We start from the raw sequence: 15,623 nt of genomic DNA, 5'->3' as shown, positions 1-15,623 counted from the left end.
TATCAAATTCCATAAGGTTGCCTAAGGTTACCTAATGTTCCATAAGGTTGCTTTTTTTTGAGGTAACCTTATGTAACGTTATGAAACCTTATGGAACATTATGGAACTTTAATTATCTAAATCTTTTTACTACAAGCGTAGCATTGTGCCCGCCAAAACCCAGCGAATTAGAAAGGCAGGCTTCAACCTTTATTTCGCGGGCAGTATTAGGCACGTAATCCAGGTCACATTCGGGGTCAGGATGTTCATAATTTATGGTGGGGGGTATCACGCCATCTTTTATCGCTAAAACGCAAACCACAAATTCTACTCCGCCGGATGCTCCCAATAAATGCCCGGTCATGGATTTAGTAGAAGAAACCATGACCTTTTTGGCATAACTGCCTAAGGCCTTCTTTATTGCCAGCGTCTCGATTTTATCATTAAGCTTGGTAGATGTCCCGTGCGCATTAATGTAATTTACCTCCTGCGGAGAAAGTTTGGCGTCTTTTAACGCCATATTTATTGCCTGGGCAGCGCCCTCTCCATCGGGGTCAGGCGCGGTAATATGGTACGCGTCACAAGACATGCCATAACCGCAGAACTCTGCATATATATGGGCTTTTCTCTTCCTGGCGTGTTCTAAATTTTCCAAGACTACCAGGCCGCAACCTTCAGCCATAACAAAACCGTCGCGCTCTAAGTCAAAAGGACGGCTGGCCCTCTCTGGTTCATCATTCCTGGTAGAAAGCGCCCTCAAGGCACAAAAACCGCCTACGCCCGTAGGCACGATGCAACTCTCTGACCCACCGCAAACCATTACGTCCGCATCTTGGCGCTGAATAATCCGGTAGGCATCACCTATGGCATGCGCTCCCGAAGCGCAGGCAGTAGCCACGCAGGAATTCGGGCCCTTTAACCCAAAACTGATGGCCACCTGTCCTGCGGCCTCATTAACAATTAACATCGGTATAAGAAACGGAGACAAACGGGAAGGCCCCTTATTCATATAAATCTTATGCTGCTCTTCTATGGTGTATAAACCGCCTATGCCTGAGCCGATTAAAACGCCCATTCTATGCCGGTCTTCTTTATTCAAGTCCATACCGGAATCATGCAGGGCTTGATGGCCGCAAGCAATAGCGTATTGCACAAACTTCTCCATGCGCCTTGAGTCTTTAGCAGATATACCGTATAAGGCCGAGTCAAAACCCTTGACTTCAGCGGCGATACGCGAATCAAAGCCGGTAGCATCAAAAGACGTAAGCATACCTACACCGCTCTTTCCGGTCTTCACGGCCCCCCAAAAATCCGGGACACTATTACCCACCGGAGAAATTATCCCCATACCTGTAATGACTACTCTATTTTCTGGCATAAGTTTAACGATAATGGAGCCCACCCGGTCTTAAGCCCGAGGTTCATTGGGCGGAATACTGAAGCGGCTCAATTGTTCATCCGCGCCATGAATGGCGCGGTTTTTTGGCCGCGAACGTATAAATGCCCCGCCGAAAGCAAGGGGCGGGGCATAAAGTACATATCTATATTAAAAATTATTTATTTCCGGCTTTTTCCTCGATATACTTGACTGCGTCGCCTACGGTAGCGATCTTTTCCGCGTCTTCGTCGGATATTTCAATGCCGAACTCCTCTTCTAACGCCATGACCAACTCTACCGTGTCCAAGGAATCTGCGCCCAAGTCATCAATAAACGATGCCTCAGGAGTTACTTCTTCGGGTTTTACCCCCAGCTGCTCTGCTATTATAGCCTTGACTTTATCTTGTACTGCCATTCTTTTCTCCTCCTTAAATGAGCACATAACTTACGAGCACGGAGTGCGAGTAAGTTATAGGTGCGAATTAAATCCGCCGAAGGCGGATAAGTTCAGACTCATAAGTTATGTCGCTTACGCTCCATAACTTATGTCTTCACTTATACCATTACCATGCCGCCGTCTACGATTATAGTCTGGCCTGTAATATAATTGGCTTCTTCGGATGCCAGAAATACGCAGACAGCTGCAACATCTACCGGGCTACCGAACCTCCCCAGCGGTATTACCCCCAGCATCTTTGCTTTAAGGTCCTCGGGAAGCTTGGCGGTCATCTCCGTCTGGATAAAACCCGGAGCGATAGCATTAACATTCACATTACGGCTGGCTAATTCACGAGCCGTGGTTTTTGTAAGAGCGATTATCCCTGCCTTGGAAGCAGAGTAATTTGCCTGGCCGATATTGCCTATTATGCCGATGATTGAAGCAATATTTATGATCCTGCCGTAACGCTGTTTTATCATCACCTTGGATACGGCCTTAGTACAGTTAAAAGTGCCTTTAAGGTTGACGCTGATGACCGCATCCCACTCGGTATCTCCCATACGGAGAATCAGGCCGTCTTTTGTGATGCCGGCGTTGTTAACTAATATATCAACCTTCCCGAATTTGTCAAGAATTTTGTTTACCGCTTCGGTGACTTTCATGGAATCGGTAACATCCAGCTCTATAGCCATGGCCTGTCTGCCTTTTGCTTGGATATCAGCTTGAGTCTGGGTTGCCTTGGCCAGATTTATGTCTCCTACCGCAATGTCCGCCCCCTCATCAGCCAGCTTCAAGGCAATCTCCCTGCCGATACCCTGAGCGCCACCGGTGATAAAAGCTACCCTGTCTTTTAATCTCATTGTTTCTCCTCAGCTGTAAGCTGTAAGCTTTAAGTTGTAAGCTTTTTAAAAAAATCCCTGTGCTTTTGATTTTTTAGCTTAAAGCTTATAACTTACGGCTTAAAACTTAAAATATCTGCTTTCTTTTCTATATTAACAACCTGCGCCTTATCATCAATACGGCGCATCAGGCCTTTTAAGACTTTACCTGGCCCGAACTCAAAAAATTGATTTATACCCTCAGAGAGAATGAACTCCATTGAATCTTCCCAAAGGACGCTGGCCGTAACCTGCTTAATCAAGCTATCCTTGATTTCCGCGGGATTAATCATGGGCCTAGCCGTAACATTACTCACCAGCGGTATCCGGGGCGTCTCTATTTTAATTTTCTCCAATTCCCCGGCTAATTTTAAAGAGGCGCCCTGCATAAAAGAAGAATGGAACGCCCCACTTACTTCCAATAAGATTACTTTTTTTGCGCCACTTTCTTCGGCTAATCTCTGGGCTTCGGAAATTTCCGGTTTACCGCCGGAAATAACGATTTGGCCAGGGCAATTGATATTAGCTAACTCTGTCTTAGTCTTACGGCAGATATCTCTTACTGCCGTGATATCCAATCCTATAATAGAAGCCATACTACCCGCCCGGGACTGGGCCTCTTGCTCCATAAACTCCCCGCGTTTTCTCACCAGATACGCGGCATCTCTAAAACTTATTGCCTCTGCTGCTACCAACGCCGAATATTCGCCCAAGCTCAGACCTGCCACATAACTGACACTTTGACACTCTGACACTTTGACACTATTTTTAAAGGCTTCCCATGCAGCCACGCTCACGGTTAATATCGCGGGTTGGCAATTCTGGGTCCGTATCAGTTCTTCCTGTGGCCCCTCAAAACAGAGTTGGGAAAGAGAAAAACCCAAAACCTCATCTGCCTTATCAAAGACCGATTTACTTTCAGGAAAAGATTCGTATAAATCCTTTCCCATACCGATATATTGAGCGCCCTGTCCGGCAAATAAAAGAGCGGACTTATCCATCACCATTTAATCAGGCAGGCGCCCCAGACCAAACCCGCGCCAAAAGCATCCAAAAGAACGATATCGCCCTTTTTAATCCTGCCTCCCCTGACCGCTTCACAAAGCGCGGTAGCAGTAGAAGCAGAAGACATATTGCCGTATTTTTCTATATTCAGATAGATCCTATCTTCGGGCAGACCCAGTCTCCTGGCCATAGCCATGATAATCCGGATATTGGCCTGATGCGGAATAACTAAATCTATATCCTTGCACTCTAATCCTGCTTTCTTTAAGGCGATCTGTGCTGCATTGGTCATAATCTTCACTGCTAACTTAAAGAGTTCATTGCCCTCCATTTTTAAATAGTGCAGCCTTTTATCTATGGTCTTATGGGTAGCCGGATTACGCGAACCGCCTGCGGGGAGCTTTAATAAATCCGCCAAGGCGCCGTCACTGCCTAAATAAGTAGAAATGATACCGCCGGACTTGACTTCCGAAAGAACAGCAGCACCTGCGCCGTCTCCGAATAAAACACAGGTATTCCTGTCCTGCCAGTCGGTTATGGAGGATAAAACCTCTGTGCCTACTACTAAAACATTCTTATAGCTGCCGCGGGCAATAAACTGCTGGGCGATAATGATACCGTAAATAAATCCTGCGCAGGCAGCAGAGATATCAAAACAGGCGGCGTTCTTTGCGCCTAGAGCAGCCTGTACCAAACAAGCAGTGGAAGGAAACTGCATATCCGGGCTAATGGTGGCTATAATAATTAAATCCAAATCCTGCGCTTTTATCCTGGCATCCCTCAACGCCCCCCTGGCCGCATTTATCGCCAAATCCGAAGCTGCTTCGCTGCTGGAAACAAGGCGCCTCTGTTTTATACCCGTGCGCGTGGTAATCCATTCATCAGAGGTATCGACCATCTTCTCTAAATCCTTATTGGTCAGGACTTTCTTTGGTAAATATTCCCCAACACCTATTATGCCTACTTTTTTCATACTTCGACTCACTTCGTTCGCTCAGTATGAACCCCGAGCGTAGTCAAAAGGTTCATTTTTAAGGCTTTATCGCTTCCAAGACCTTTTCGTTGAACTGACGCTCAACCTCTTCCTTAGCTACGCGAACAGCGTTCTTTATGGCCTTGGTATTAGAGCGGCCATGGCCGATAATCACTACGCCGTTGACTCCCAATAAGGGCGCCCCGCCGTATTCCGAATAATCCATTTCTTTCTTAAAACGCATGAGGCTGCCCCTTAATAAAAGTAAACCTAATTTCCCTAAAGGATTATTCATCAGGTGGCGCTTCAAAAAAACACCCATGGCCTCGGCAGCGCTCTCTGAAACCTTCAAGGCTATATTACCTATAAAGCCGTCGCAGACAATAATATCGCTCTTACCGGAAAATAAATCTTTGCCTTCCACGTTGCCGATGAAATTAAGCCTGCTCTTCTCAAAAAGTTCGTGCGTCTCTTTCATAAACTCCGTTCCCTTAGTTTCTTCTTCTCCGATATTTAATAGGCCTACGCTGGGATTGGGTTTATTTAATATACAACGCGAGTAGACGTCGGACATGATCCCGTACTGTAATAATTGCGAAGGCTTAGAATCAATATTAGCGCCTACATCTATCACCAGGGATATGCCTTTTAAGGTAGGGATAACTAAGGCAATGCCCGGCCGTTCAATGCCCGGCAATAAACCTAAGCCTAAGGCTGCGGCACAGACTACTGCCCCGGTATTACCGGCGCTGAAAAAAGCCTCTGCCTTGCCCTCTTTTACTAATTCCAAACCCACGACAATAGAAGAATTTCTCTTCCTGCGCACGCTGGTAGCCGCGGATTCAGACATACCGATCACTTCCTCGGTATGTACTATAGTGATGGCGCTGCCTCTATACCTTGTTTTCTTAAGCAGGGGCGCTATTTGGGCCTCGTTTCCGGTCAGGATAATCTCCACGCCGTATTCCTTAACCGCAGCTATCGCCCCCTCAATCACCACCCTGGGCGCATGATCTCCGCCCATGGCGTCAACTACTATTTTCATATTTTCGTTATTGCGTTACTTGCGTTATTGGGTTACTTGCGTTGACAAACGCTATAACGCTATAACCCTATAACGCTATAACGATTTTTTATTGTTTTTTCTTTTTCTTCTCTTTTACCTTTATCTCAATGACTTGCTTGCCGCCATAATAGCCGCACACGCCGCAAACCCTATGCGAAAGTTTTGGCTGTTTACATTGCGGGCAGAGCATAAGATCAGCCTGGCTTATTTTCCAGTGCGTACGGCGCTTCCTACCGCGCGCCTTAGAATGTCTTTTCTTAGGTAATGGCACTTTTTCCTCCGTTAGTTACCAAAACATTATTTAAACTATCGACAATTGCATGCTCCTTCATTAAGATCCTTGCCGCATTTAGGACAGAGCCCCTTGCAATCCGGCCTGCATAAAGGCTTTAGCGGGTAATCTAAAATTATCTCCTCTTTTATATCCTGGTCCAGGTCAATCAGAGGCTTAAACTTATCCGCCTGATAACCTAACTCGAAATCTTTCTTTAGTTCAATTTCAAATTCGCTCAGGCAACGGCCGCAGATTAAATGCATTGTGCCCTCTAAACTCAACCGGGCAGTAACAGCGTTAGTAATCTTGGAGATATCTGCCCTGACCTTTATGGGCCTTTGAAACTTGATGCTGTCTGTATCCAGATCTAACTTCGCGGGGCTAACTTCTTCCTCTATGATTAGTCCCTCTAGAGGTATTTTATTTATATCTATCTTCACTAAACCTTACGCAGCTTCTCTTTCAGGGCCTTCTCTATGAAATCCGGGACAAAAGAGGATAAGTCTGCGCCCAAAGAGGATGCCTCCTTTAAAAGTTTTGAGGAAAGGTAACTGTAGGACTCATGGGGCATCAAAAAGATGGTCTCTATATGAGGATTAAGCTTTCTGTTGGTCAAGGCCATCTGGAATTCGTATTCAAAGTCAGAAATCATACGCAACCCGCGGATTAACACGCGCGCTTTATGCTTGGCCGCATAATCCACCACTAAACCGTCAAAATCGTCAATGACGATATTTTTCAGGCCCTTAGTTGCCTCTTTAAGCATATCTATTCTTTCTTTCACGCTAAAGAGCGGCTTTTTATGGGGGTTGTGTGCCACGGCTACGATAACTTCCGAGAATATCTCCTGCGCCCGCTTGATCAGGTCAATATGGCCGTAGGTAACCGGGTCAAAACTGCCCGGGTAAATCGCTTTCTGGCACACCTTAACTCTCCCTTTTTCTGTAAAACGACAATAGCGTGTCGCCGTAAGTTGATTGCTTAAATAAAGTTAATTCTCCCTGCGTATCCGGGAGAATGTCTTTTTTAAAATGCTGCACTACTATTAAACCAACGGGCGCTAATATATCATAAAGAGATAGGGTTTGCAAGGTTTTTTTTGAAAGGCCCTGATAATAGGGCGGATCGAGGAAGATAATATCGAAATTCCTGCCATCCCGGTGGAACTGCTTGATAGCAACCTCTACCTCTTTGGGGTATAAGGTACAGGCCCTTAGCTTCAGGGACTCTATGTTCTTATTGATGGCCAGACGGCAATCCTGGTTGTATTCTACCAGGATTAAATCTTTAACGCCCCGCGATGCAGCCTCAAAACCGACTGCCCCTGAGCCAGCGAACAACTCCAAGAATGATAAGCCCTCTATATCGCCTAAAATATCAAAGATAGCCTTACGCACCTTATCCTGCGTCGGCCGGATACCTTTGGGCATCCGGATTACCCTGCCTTTATATTGTCCTGTAGTTATACGCAAGCTCCCCACCCTTTTTTTAACATTCAAACTTTCAAACATTCAAACTACCCTACAACCATCAACTTCTCATATTCCGGGAACCTTTGCAAGAGTTTTTCCCGTAAAGGAATATTCGGCCGCAGGCCTAACTTGGGATCAAGAGAAACCAGTCTTATCGCCTCTTCTCTGGCCTTTTTCAGTAATTGCATCTGTGATAGAGGATTAGCGATCTTTAATTCGCTTAATCCGTGCTGCCGCCTGCCGAAGAATTCACCCGGGCCCCTGATCTTCAAATCTTCTTCAGCAATACGGAATCCGTCATTATATTTCACCATGGCATCCAGCCGCGCCTTAGCCTGCGGCGTATCCGTGTTAGAAATGAGTATACAAAATGATTCGCGGGGGCCCCGGCCTATGCGCCCGCGCAGCTGATGCAACTGGCTCAGGCCAAAACGCTGGGCATGCTGGACAATCATGCAGGTTGCCGCAGGTATATCAATGCCCACCTCCAACACCGTAGTAGAAACCAGGATATCCAACTCCTTATTCTTAAACTTAGACATTACCGCGTTCTGCTCTGCCTGTTTTAACCTGCCATGGATGAGCCCTAACCTGAAATCCTTGAATTCGCTTTTCTTAAATTCTTCATACATCTTCTTGGCGCCGGCTATATCCAGAGAATAAGATTCCTCAATCACCGGATAAACAATGTAGGCCTGGTTACCCTGTTTTATCTGCTCCCGGGCAATATGATAGGCTTGCGCTTGTTCCTCTTGGGTGAAAAGCAGCGTCTTGATTGAGCCGCGGCCGCTAGGCATTTCGTTAATGACTGAAATATCCAGGTCCCCATATAGAGTAATTGCCAGGGTGCGCGGAATAGGCGTGGCAGTCATAATCAAAATATCGGCATTAGGCCCTTTTGCCGGTAATAATGCCCTTTGGCCCACGCCAAACTTATGTTGTTCATCAATCACGATTAAGCCTAATTTTTTAAATTTTACCGCCTCTTCTATCAAAGCATGCGTGCCGATTACTAAATCTATATCCCCTTCTTTTATCTCTTTATAAACCTTTTCTTTATTCTCCAGGCTGCTGGTAAGCAGCCCGATTCTTATTTCTTTTTCCTGACACCTGACACCTGACACCTGACACCTGATTTTTTCATAATGCTGTCTGGCTAAAATTTCCGTGGGCACCATAAAGGCCACCTGGTATCCTCCCTGAATGGCCATCAAGCTCGCAATAGTAGCTACCACGGTTTTACCTGAACCCACATCGCCTTGCAGTAGCCGCTGCATAGCAGTTGGCCGGGCCATATCGTATTTAATCTCGGCAACCACCCTCTGCTGGCTGGAAGTCAGACTAAAGGGGAGATTTTCCATAAAAATCCGGGCCGGTTCACCGTCTACTTGATGGGCAATACCGGGTTTTTCTTTCTTTTTTAATTTTCTTAAGGCCAGGGGCAGTTGGAAAAGAAAGAATTCCTCAAAAGAGAGCCGGTTGTAAGCCTCCTTCTGCATCTCTGGGCTTTCGGGAAAATGAATATTGAGCAGGGCCTTAGCTAAATTAAGCAGGTTATTGCGGGAGCGGATATCATAAGGCAGGGTATCATTAATCTTAGGCAGGTATTCATCCAACGCATATTTTATCAGCTGCCGCAAACTGCGCTGGGTCAGTCTTTGCGGTAAAGAATAAATAGGGACAATCCTGCCTATGTTCAAAGATTTGTCAGGCCCTGCGGAGACAATCTCAAACTCCGGAGAATTCATCTGCAGCCTAGCGTCATATTTTTCTATCTTACCGTATAAAACCAGGGTCTGGCCTACCTTAAAATATTCATTCAGATATGGCCGGTTAAACCAGACGCAGAATATCTTTCCGGTAGCATCCCCTACAGCTACTTCAGTAATACCAAATCCCCTGCGCCTATAAGAATGGCGTTCTCCTTTGGCCAAGACCTCGGCTTTTATGGTGTAGGTAGAGCCTTCCTGTAACTTGGAAATACTGATAAAGTTGGTGCGGTCTTCATAACGCCTGGGGAAATAATACAGGAGGTCCTCTATGGTATTTATCCCGGCCCCACTAAATACCTTAGCCCTCTTGGGGCCTATGCCTTTTAGGTATTGAATGGATGCATTGAGGGCTTTCTCCATCACGGATTAAATAGTAAACTGCGGGCTATCTGTTTCTGGCTGGGATTTCTGAGGAAGGGGTGATTTTAATCCGGGCTTCTCGCCCTTGGTCCTGGCCTTACCCTGTTTTACCTCTATTTCAAAGGCATCGCTGGAATATCTTTTGCCTTCTATTTCAATTTCGCTCGGCCCGATCTTGAATTTACCTGTATCGGCAGGCACTAAAACAAACACGTAGTTTGCTGTTATTTTCTGTATTCCCTGTGAAATAGAGACTTGGGAAGTCTGGGCATTAGATAAAACAGAGAACCCTTCAAAAGCAGGTAATTTAGGCTGCGGGATTATCTTGGCCGAAGAAGTAACCGCCAATTTATAGGTAAGGGCTTCGTCCGTAGTTAAGCTGGTCTTATCTACCTCTGCCCTGAAGAAAGTCTCTACCTGGTTTGCTACGGTAAATAAAAACAGGGGAATGAATATTAGTGATAAAAATTCTATTTTCCTCATCTTTTAATTTTGAAGGGGCGGGGTCTTTAAGCTATTTTCTTTCTTCCCATCTTTAGCGTGGTGTGAGAACCGTCCTGCCAGGGCCAGAGCATGGCAAATAATGCGCTCTGCCCCTCATTCCAGAAATACAGGGTCTGGCCGCGCATGATTCCGCCGAAACCTTTTACGGTATCCTCCATCTTAGGGGATATTTCAGCCTGGGGGTCGCCAAAGATCTTCTTCAGCCTTTCTTTCAGTTTATCTATCTCTTCCTTGACCAGCACGGCCTCGAGATAATCCTTATCATCCGTACGCAGCGTATCAAAATTAATGCTATTGATTTCTTTTCTTGCCTCTTTAAAATCCACAGTAGTCTCCTTTAAGAATTTTTTTCAGCTATATCTCCAGCAACAGGTAGCTTGAAATATTCGCCCTGATAGGCCTTGAACATAAGGATAACCCAAAGGATGACCTCTATCAGATAAATAAACCGCGCAATGACCCAGCCCAAGGAAGGCACAACCATAATCACAAAGCTCAGCACCCATAAGAACCCAAAGGTGACTATAGATTGCATAGCATGGAAACGCACAAACTTATTCTCTTTTTCCAGGAGATAAAAAATAATCCCGCTGGCAAACCCTAATAGATAGCTTAAAACCGCAGCAATGTTCGCATTCATCCCGATTGAGGTCTTACCTAAATCTTTTTCAGGCATTATTGCCTCCTTTTCGCCATAACTTAAAAAACATGCCATATATAAGCTATTTTACCTCATGGGAAGCCATAAATCAAGGGTGAATTTATGAGGAAACGCTTTCTCAAAAGTGTTGATTTAGCCTTGATTTTTACTAAAATATATTACATATTTTAATATAAGCGTTTACTCTTTACTTGTAACAGGAGGTGGGCGAGGATAGCGCTAAGCTAACATAGGCCTATCACCTACAAAATTACCCCCGGGATTTCGGGGGTTTTTTTGTTTATGGCTGTAGGCCAACGCATTTCTGGATAGCTTCCTGCATCTCTTGCCTCGTCTTTGTCCGGCTGATGAGTTCTCTTAAAGGCCTGATCTTACGGAATCCCCGGGTATACCAGCTGAAGAATTTACGGAAAATAACTACGCCATTCCTCTCTCCGTAAAAATCAATCACCGCAACCAGATGCTCAAGCATCACCTGAACAATCTTTTCTACAGGAGGCCTGGCAATAATTTTTCCGTTTTTCAGGAATTCGTTTATCTCTTTAAATATCCAGGGATTACCCAAAGCGCCCCTGGCAATAATGATAGCGTCACAACCTGTCTCCTCAAACATCTTCCTGGCCAGCTGGGGGCTAAGGATATTGCCGCTGGCAATCACAGGAATCTTTAATGTCTTTTTGACTTCCCCGATGGCGCAATAATCCACTACGCTGCTATAACCCTGTGTCATGGTCCTGCCGTGGATAAAAAGCGCGGATACCCCGGCATCCTGGCAATAGGAAGCGACTTCTTTGGCATTTACGCAATCCTTATCCCAGCCAGAACGGATCTTTACGGTCACAGGAACCCTGGCTTTCTTCACCAGGATCTTTAAAATCTCACTTAATTTCTTGGGGTTTTTCAGCAAGCCTGAACCTTCGCCGCGGCGGATAACCTTTTTTGCCGGACAGGCAGCGTTAAAATCTAAAAGGTCAAATTTGTATTTATTGAGCACATCTATGGCCTTTTGCACAAATTTTATTTCACAACCCAGAAGCTGCACCCCCAGAGGCTGGTCGTCTTTATTTGAGGAGAGCATCTTTTGCGTGCGTTTGCTTTTGTAGCTGACCGAACGGGAATTAATCATCTCTACAAAAGCCAGCTCGCAGCCGAATTTACGGTTGAGCATGCGAAAAGGCAGATCGCTTATTCCCGCCATAGGCGCAAGGATAAGGTTGGAATTGAGTTTTAAGGTGCCGATTTTTAACATATTTTAAAAAAATTATACTGCCTTAAAATAAAAATCCCAAGTAAAACCAACTCGGGATATAGATTAAACTATTAGCGGGTCCTGTCTTGGGTATTTTCTCCCAGCACCGCTCTCCGCCTACGGCGGATCGCTTGAAGTTTCTGCTCGCTCTCACTAACTTCGTATTAGCGGGTGAACCCTGGCCGCTCGCATCTTCAAGATGCTGTTCGAAAACACCCAAGCCACCCGCTAATATCCTTTATCATACTATTACTTTTTCAAATACGCCTTGATGATTTTTTGTTCTGACTGCGGCCGGTCGTTGGCTCCGGTGGGCGCGTTTTCAATCTTCTGCACCACGTCAAAACCCGAGATGACTTCGCCGAAAATCGTATGATGCATATTTAACCAGGGGGTCGCCGCTGTGGTAATAAAAAACTGGCTCCCGTTGGTATTCGGGCCGGCGTTCGCCATGGCCAGTATGCCGGGCCGGTCAAATTTGACATCTGTGCTTACTTCATCTTTAAAAGGGGCGCGCCAGACGGATTCCCCGCCTGAGCCTGTCCCCGTGGGGTCTCCCCCCTGAATCATAAAGTTTTTTATGACCCGGTGAAAAATCAGGCCATCATAATAACCTTCCTGCGCCAACTTGGTAAAATTTTCGCAGGCCTTTGGCGCTGCCTGCGGCATCAGCTTGATTTCGATTATCCCCTGGTTTGTTTCCAGTACCATAATTTTATTCTCCATATCCGAGGCTCCTTGCGCAATATTGTTCATAAAAAAGATAAAAAATATAATTCCTAAAATCCTCTTTATCATCTTCACTCCTTTTGCGTGCTTCAATAGCCCGCCCCTATTTGCTTCTGCCTCTTACCGGTATACCCATGGCCCTTAACTCATCGGTCTTCTCCTTGGAACACTTCATACAAAGAAAAACCGGGCGGGCATCGCTTTTATCATAACCTGCGGCCTTCACCAGCCTCCACAGATGCGACGTAGCCCCGCATTTATCGCACCTGCCTTCTTTTATATGCCAGACCTCCAGGGCCTTTGAGGTAAAGATAAACCTGTCCACCCAGAAAAATATCGCTCCTCCGATAAGATTGGCTAAGACCGTGGACCACAGGCCTGCCCCTAAGCGCCTGACCACCAGCCATAATATCGGCGTGCTCAACTGCCACCTGAACAAATACAACAGGAACCTTTTCATCTCTTTATCTCCTGGTGCGGCTATCGCGATATTTCTAATATTTCGTATCTTAAAGCCCCCGCCGGGACATCAACCTTTACTATCTCTTTTTTCCTATGGCCTAATAAAGCTGCTCCTATGGGAGAGGTAACGGAGATTTTCCCCTCGGCGTAATCTGCCTCCACCTCTGAAACCAGGGTGTATTCTAAGGTTTTCTCCGAATCCATGTCCTTAAGCGTGACTTTTGCTCCTATGAGAACCTCATCTTTAGGCATATTCTCATCATCAATAATCCGGGCGTTTGCCAATTTATATTCCAACTCCGCGATCTGCTTTTCGTTCATTCCCTGCGCTTCTTTTGCCGCGTCGTATTCGGCGTTCTCGCTGATATCGCCGTGCGCCCTGGCCTCTCCTATAGCTTTACTGAGCTGCCTGCGTTTTTCCCCTTTTAAAAATTCCAGTTCTGCCATTAATTTTTCATAACCGCTTCTGGTCAGATATACTTCGTCCATATACCATCCTCTTTTATAATAATGGCTCCTGCGCCCGTCATTTTTTTATTATTTTAAAAGAAGCGAAGCTGCGGTCGCTCTTTGCTCCCCCGTAAAGCACCTGCATCAAAGACCAGCTGTATGCCTGGCCCTCTTCAAATTGCGAAACGGGGATTTTAACCGGGTAGGTATTCGAGGGAAATTTTTGTTTTAGAATCAGGCCCTCTGCGGTAGTATTGTATCCTTTATACAAGCGAAAATCGTAATGGTCTATGTTCGCCGTATTGATCCTCTCCCACCTGAATTCCAGGTAATCTTTTCCCGTCAAAACAACATTATCAGTAGTAGGATAAAGCAGCGTTACTGCGGCAATAAATTCGGAATTCCTGCCCATAGGCATACGGCTATAAGAATAGGGAGTAAAAATAAATATGATAGAAAGGAATATAAGATAAATTAAGAGAGCTGGTTTTATTCTATTCTTCATTTACCCTCCTTACTTTTTTTACGCCTTGCCCTTACCACAACGCACAGATACTTGGCAATGCTGGATAGCCTGCCTTTTTCGTAGGGGAACTCCCTGCAATGAGCGGGCTTGAGGTTGTAATCAATCTTATGGATAGCGCAGAGGCCGTCGCGAGTGATAAAAGAACACGGTTCATCCTCTACGCTCGTGCCGACCCTGTAGCCGGAAGGATAATCATCATCTTTCTCCAGATGAAAAAAATCTCCGCCCTTTATCCCCAGCGCCAGTATCTTCTTTGCCTCTCCCAAATCTACCCATGCCCCCAGCCGGCAACACTTCTCTTGGTTCTTACAGGCGCGGCATTCAACCTTCTTATTTCTTTTCATGTGCAGGCCCCTTAAACCTCTTTGATCCCGTGCTCGCCTGATTTTTTTTGATTTTCCGCCAGGGCTTAGCCTCTCCCTGGCTTTTATGCCTGGGCTCTCCCTCGGTTTTTCTCCAAGGCTTAGGCCCTCCCTGGCTTTTTTGCCAAGGCTTAGATTCTTCCTGCTTTCTTTGCCAAGCCTTTAGTTGCTCTCGTTTTTTACGCCAACGCATGGGATTATCAAGGTGTTTCTTAGGAGACACTACCGGCCCTTCAATTCCGGCTTGAGCACGCTTTTTCAAAAAGCTAAGCGTACGCCTGCCTTGCTTATATCTGCCGGTTCTTTTTAAACCCGGATTAAACCCCAAAGCTGCCTGGTTTTTACTCCCGCTATCTATATTTCTGCTATCCCTACCTGCCTCTATTTTAGAACGCGCTGGTTCAACATTAATGGGCCTGGCCATAAATACTTTTTTATTTAAAGCAGTTATGGCAGCCTGCGCTTCTTCTTCCTCGGGCATCTCCAAAAAAGCAAACCCGCGGGAATTTTTTCCCTTCTTATCCATTACGATGGATACAGAAGCCACTCTTCCGAAACCCATAAAGAGTTTATACACATCCGCCTCTTTTGCCTCAAAGGCCAGATTCCCTACAAAGATATTCATATCTCTATCACCCGCCGTTCTCCTGGACAAATTTCCTTATTTCATCCAGATTATCCAGGATAAGTTTGGCTTTACTTATGCCAAAGGAAAACGGATATTTATCCTCTTCGCTCCTCTTTAAAATAAGCAGCGGTTTACCTTTATATTCCCCGCGTTCAACTATACAACCCTGATTTTCGTTATCCACGGCAGCTACCTCCCTTTCTTTTTTCCGGTTATTGTTTACCACAGCAGCTATATTATATCCGTTAAAACCAAAAATCCAAGCCCCATTAGAAATACTGCTATTACTTTACACCATAATTTCTAACGGGGCAAGTAAAATTACTCTCTAGTAGTGCAAGGATTATTTCGCACTTTCGTATTGAAGCATCCTCTTAGGTTGTTGAATCGGCCTTAGGTTTATGTGTTTAATAAGGCCAAATATCCAAAGGTTAAGGCTGCGTTCGTTCTTAAAGT

22 protein-coding genes are annotated in these 15,623 nt (G+C 45.6%); all 22 read right to left on the bottom strand.

The window, feature by feature from the left end; genetic code table 11:
* Window positions 1-112 precede the first annotated feature (112 nt).
* Complete coding sequence (gene fabF, locus PHV44_06040) at window positions 113-1,357, bottom strand: beta-ketoacyl-ACP synthase II (GenBank protein MDD5592831.1); 1,245 nt, start codon at window positions 1,355-1,357, stop codon at window positions 113-115.
* A gap of 175 nt (window positions 1,358-1,532) precedes the next feature.
* Window positions 1,533-1,772: an acyl carrier protein gene (gene acpP / locus PHV44_06035; GenBank protein ID MDD5592830.1), complete on the bottom strand. Its 240-nt coding sequence runs from the start codon at window positions 1,770-1,772 to the stop codon at window positions 1,533-1,535.
* 140 nt (window positions 1,773-1,912) lie between these two features.
* Window positions 1,913-2,656, bottom strand: a complete 744-nt coding sequence (gene fabG, locus PHV44_06030; protein MDD5592829.1) for a 3-oxoacyl-[acyl-carrier-protein] reductase — start codon at window positions 2,654-2,656, stop codon at window positions 1,913-1,915.
* A gap of 92 nt (window positions 2,657-2,748) precedes the next feature.
* Complete coding sequence (fabD, locus tag PHV44_06025) at window positions 2,749-3,681, bottom strand: ACP S-malonyltransferase (GenBank protein ID MDD5592828.1); 933 nt, start codon at window positions 3,679-3,681, stop codon at window positions 2,749-2,751.
* Window positions 3,675-4,652, bottom strand: coding sequence for a ketoacyl-ACP synthase III (locus tag PHV44_06020; protein MDD5592827.1), 978 nt, complete (start codon window positions 4,650-4,652; stop codon window positions 3,675-3,677). The genes fabD and PHV44_06020 overlap by 7 nt, the downstream gene beginning before the upstream one ends.
* A 58-nt stretch (window positions 4,653-4,710) precedes the next feature.
* Window positions 4,711-5,697, bottom strand: a complete 987-nt coding sequence (plsX, locus tag PHV44_06015) for a phosphate acyltransferase PlsX (protein ID MDD5592826.1) — start codon at window positions 5,695-5,697, stop codon at window positions 4,711-4,713.
* 88 nt (window positions 5,698-5,785) lie between these two features.
* Window positions 5,786-5,989 carry a 50S ribosomal protein L32 gene (gene rpmF, locus PHV44_06010; GenBank protein ID MDD5592825.1) on the bottom strand — a complete coding sequence of 68 codons (204 nt, stop codon included), beginning with the start codon at window positions 5,987-5,989 and terminating at the stop codon, window positions 5,786-5,788.
* A gap of 35 nt (window positions 5,990-6,024) precedes the next feature.
* Window positions 6,025-6,432: a DUF177 domain-containing protein gene (locus PHV44_06005; GenBank protein MDD5592824.1), complete on the bottom strand. Its 408-nt coding sequence runs from the start codon at window positions 6,430-6,432 to the stop codon at window positions 6,025-6,027.
* Window positions 6,432-6,917, bottom strand: a complete 486-nt coding sequence (gene coaD, locus PHV44_06000) for a pantetheine-phosphate adenylyltransferase (GenBank protein MDD5592823.1) — start codon at window positions 6,915-6,917, stop codon at window positions 6,432-6,434. The genes PHV44_06005 and coaD overlap by 1 nt, the downstream gene beginning before the upstream one ends.
* Before the next feature lies 1 nt (window position 6,918).
* Window positions 6,919-7,503 (bottom strand): 16S rRNA (guanine(966)-N(2))-methyltransferase RsmD, encoded by a 585-nt coding sequence (rsmD, locus tag PHV44_05995; protein MDD5592822.1) that lies wholly within the window; start codon window positions 7,501-7,503, stop codon window positions 6,919-6,921.
* Window positions 7,504-7,508: 5 nt separating this feature from the next.
* Window positions 7,509-9,596, bottom strand: a complete 2,088-nt coding sequence (recG, locus tag PHV44_05990) for an ATP-dependent DNA helicase RecG (protein MDD5592821.1) — start codon at window positions 9,594-9,596, stop codon at window positions 7,509-7,511.
* A gap of 6 nt (window positions 9,597-9,602) precedes the next feature.
* Window positions 9,603-10,079, bottom strand: coding sequence for a BatD family protein (locus PHV44_05985; GenBank protein MDD5592820.1), 477 nt, complete (start codon window positions 10,077-10,079; stop codon window positions 9,603-9,605).
* A 26-nt stretch (window positions 10,080-10,105) separates the two neighbouring features.
* A complete protein-coding gene (locus tag PHV44_05980; protein ID MDD5592819.1) occupies window positions 10,106-10,426 on the bottom strand; it encodes a hypothetical protein in 321 nt (106 codons plus the stop codon).
* 11 nt (window positions 10,427-10,437) lie between these two features.
* Window positions 10,438-10,776 (bottom strand): DUF4870 domain-containing protein, encoded by a 339-nt coding sequence (locus tag PHV44_05975; protein ID MDD5592818.1) that lies wholly within the window; start codon window positions 10,774-10,776, stop codon window positions 10,438-10,440.
* Between the two features lie 265 nt (window positions 10,777-11,041).
* Window positions 11,042-12,010: a tRNA dihydrouridine synthase DusB gene (dusB, locus tag PHV44_05970; protein MDD5592817.1), complete on the bottom strand. Its 969-nt coding sequence runs from the start codon at window positions 12,008-12,010 to the stop codon at window positions 11,042-11,044.
* A 249-nt stretch (window positions 12,011-12,259) separates the two neighbouring features.
* Complete coding sequence (locus PHV44_05965; GenBank protein ID MDD5592816.1) at window positions 12,260-12,766, bottom strand: peptidylprolyl isomerase; 507 nt, start codon at window positions 12,764-12,766, stop codon at window positions 12,260-12,262.
* Between the two features lie 76 nt (window positions 12,767-12,842).
* Entirely contained in the window at window positions 12,843-13,199 is a 357-nt protein-coding gene (locus PHV44_05960; protein MDD5592815.1) for a hypothetical protein, read from the bottom strand.
* A 20-nt stretch (window positions 13,200-13,219) separates the two neighbouring features.
* Window positions 13,220-13,690 (bottom strand): transcription elongation factor GreA, encoded by a 471-nt coding sequence (gene greA, locus PHV44_05955; protein MDD5592814.1) that lies wholly within the window; start codon window positions 13,688-13,690, stop codon window positions 13,220-13,222.
* Between the two features lie 37 nt (window positions 13,691-13,727).
* Window positions 13,728-14,156, bottom strand: coding sequence for a hypothetical protein (locus tag PHV44_05950; GenBank protein MDD5592813.1), 429 nt, complete (start codon window positions 14,154-14,156; stop codon window positions 13,728-13,730).
* The gene (locus tag PHV44_05945; protein MDD5592812.1) at window positions 14,153-14,521 is read right to left on the bottom strand and encodes a YkgJ family cysteine cluster protein; all 369 of its coding nucleotides are present in this window, start codon (window positions 14,519-14,521) and stop codon (window positions 14,153-14,155) included. Before PHV44_05945 ends, PHV44_05950 begins: the two co-directional genes overlap by 4 nt.
* Entirely contained in the window at window positions 14,508-15,164 is a 657-nt protein-coding gene (locus tag PHV44_05940; GenBank protein MDD5592811.1) for a hypothetical protein, read from the bottom strand. The genes PHV44_05945 and PHV44_05940 overlap by 14 nt, the downstream gene beginning before the upstream one ends.
* 7 nt (window positions 15,165-15,171) lie before the next feature.
* Window positions 15,172-15,351: a hypothetical protein gene (locus PHV44_05935; GenBank protein MDD5592810.1), complete on the bottom strand. Its 180-nt coding sequence runs from the start codon at window positions 15,349-15,351 to the stop codon at window positions 15,172-15,174.
* Window positions 15,352-15,623 lie beyond the last annotated feature (272 nt).

The organism is Candidatus Omnitrophota bacterium (assembly GCA_028717245.1).
Taxonomy (GTDB): domain Bacteria; phylum Omnitrophota; class Gorgyraeia; order Gygaellales; family Profunditerraquicolaceae; genus JAGUYA01.
Note: the sequence above shows the minus strand (reverse complement) of the source record. Positions and strands in the feature narration are given on the sequence as shown.

Excerpts from the sequence above, each read along its gene's own strand:
- fabF (MDD5592831.1), bottom strand. The coding sequence starts at position 1,357 with ATGCCAGAAAATAGAGTAGTCATTACAGGTATGGGGATAATTTCTCCG.
- acpP (MDD5592830.1), bottom strand. The coding sequence starts at position 1,772 with ATGGCAGTACAAGATAAAGTCAAGGCTATAATAGCAGAGCAGCTGGGG.
- fabG (MDD5592829.1), bottom strand. The coding sequence starts at position 2,656 with ATGAGATTAAAAGACAGGGTAGCTTTTATCACCGGTGGCGCTCAGGGT.
- fabD (MDD5592828.1), bottom strand. The coding sequence starts at position 3,681 with ATGGTGATGGATAAGTCCGCTCTTTTATTTGCCGGACAGGGCGCTCAA.
- PHV44_06020 (MDD5592827.1), bottom strand. The coding sequence starts at position 4,652 with ATGAAAAAAGTAGGCATAATAGGTGTTGGGGAATATTTACCAAAGAAA.
- plsX (MDD5592826.1), bottom strand. The coding sequence starts at position 5,697 with ATGAAAATAGTAGTTGACGCCATGGGCGGAGATCATGCGCCCAGGGTG.
- rsmD (MDD5592822.1), bottom strand. The coding sequence starts at position 7,503 with ATGTTTGAAAGTTTGAATGTTAAAAAAAGGGTGGGGAGCTTGCGTATA.
- recG (MDD5592821.1), bottom strand. The coding sequence starts at position 9,596 with ATGGAGAAAGCCCTCAATGCATCCATTCAATACCTAAAAGGCATAGGC.
- PHV44_05985 (MDD5592820.1), bottom strand. The coding sequence starts at position 10,079 with ATGAGGAAAATAGAATTTTTATCACTAATATTCATTCCCCTGTTTTTA.
- PHV44_05975 (MDD5592818.1), bottom strand. The coding sequence starts at position 10,776 with ATGCCTGAAAAAGATTTAGGTAAGACCTCAATCGGGATGAATGCGAAC.
- dusB (MDD5592817.1), bottom strand. The coding sequence starts at position 12,010 with ATGTTAAAAATCGGCACCTTAAAACTCAATTCCAACCTTATCCTTGCG.
- PHV44_05965 (MDD5592816.1), bottom strand. The coding sequence starts at position 12,766 with ATGAACAATATTGCGCAAGGAGCCTCGGATATGGAGAATAAAATTATG.
- PHV44_05960 (MDD5592815.1), bottom strand. The coding sequence starts at position 13,199 with ATGAAAAGGTTCCTGTTGTATTTGTTCAGGTGGCAGTTGAGCACGCCG.
- greA (MDD5592814.1), bottom strand. The coding sequence starts at position 13,690 with ATGGACGAAGTATATCTGACCAGAAGCGGTTATGAAAAATTAATGGCA.
- PHV44_05950 (MDD5592813.1), bottom strand. The coding sequence starts at position 14,156 with ATGAAGAATAGAATAAAACCAGCTCTCTTAATTTATCTTATATTCCTT.
- PHV44_05945 (MDD5592812.1), bottom strand. The coding sequence starts at position 14,521 with ATGAAAAGAAATAAGAAGGTTGAATGCCGCGCCTGTAAGAACCAAGAG.
- PHV44_05940 (MDD5592811.1), bottom strand. The coding sequence starts at position 15,164 with ATGAATATCTTTGTAGGGAATCTGGCCTTTGAGGCAAAAGAGGCGGAT.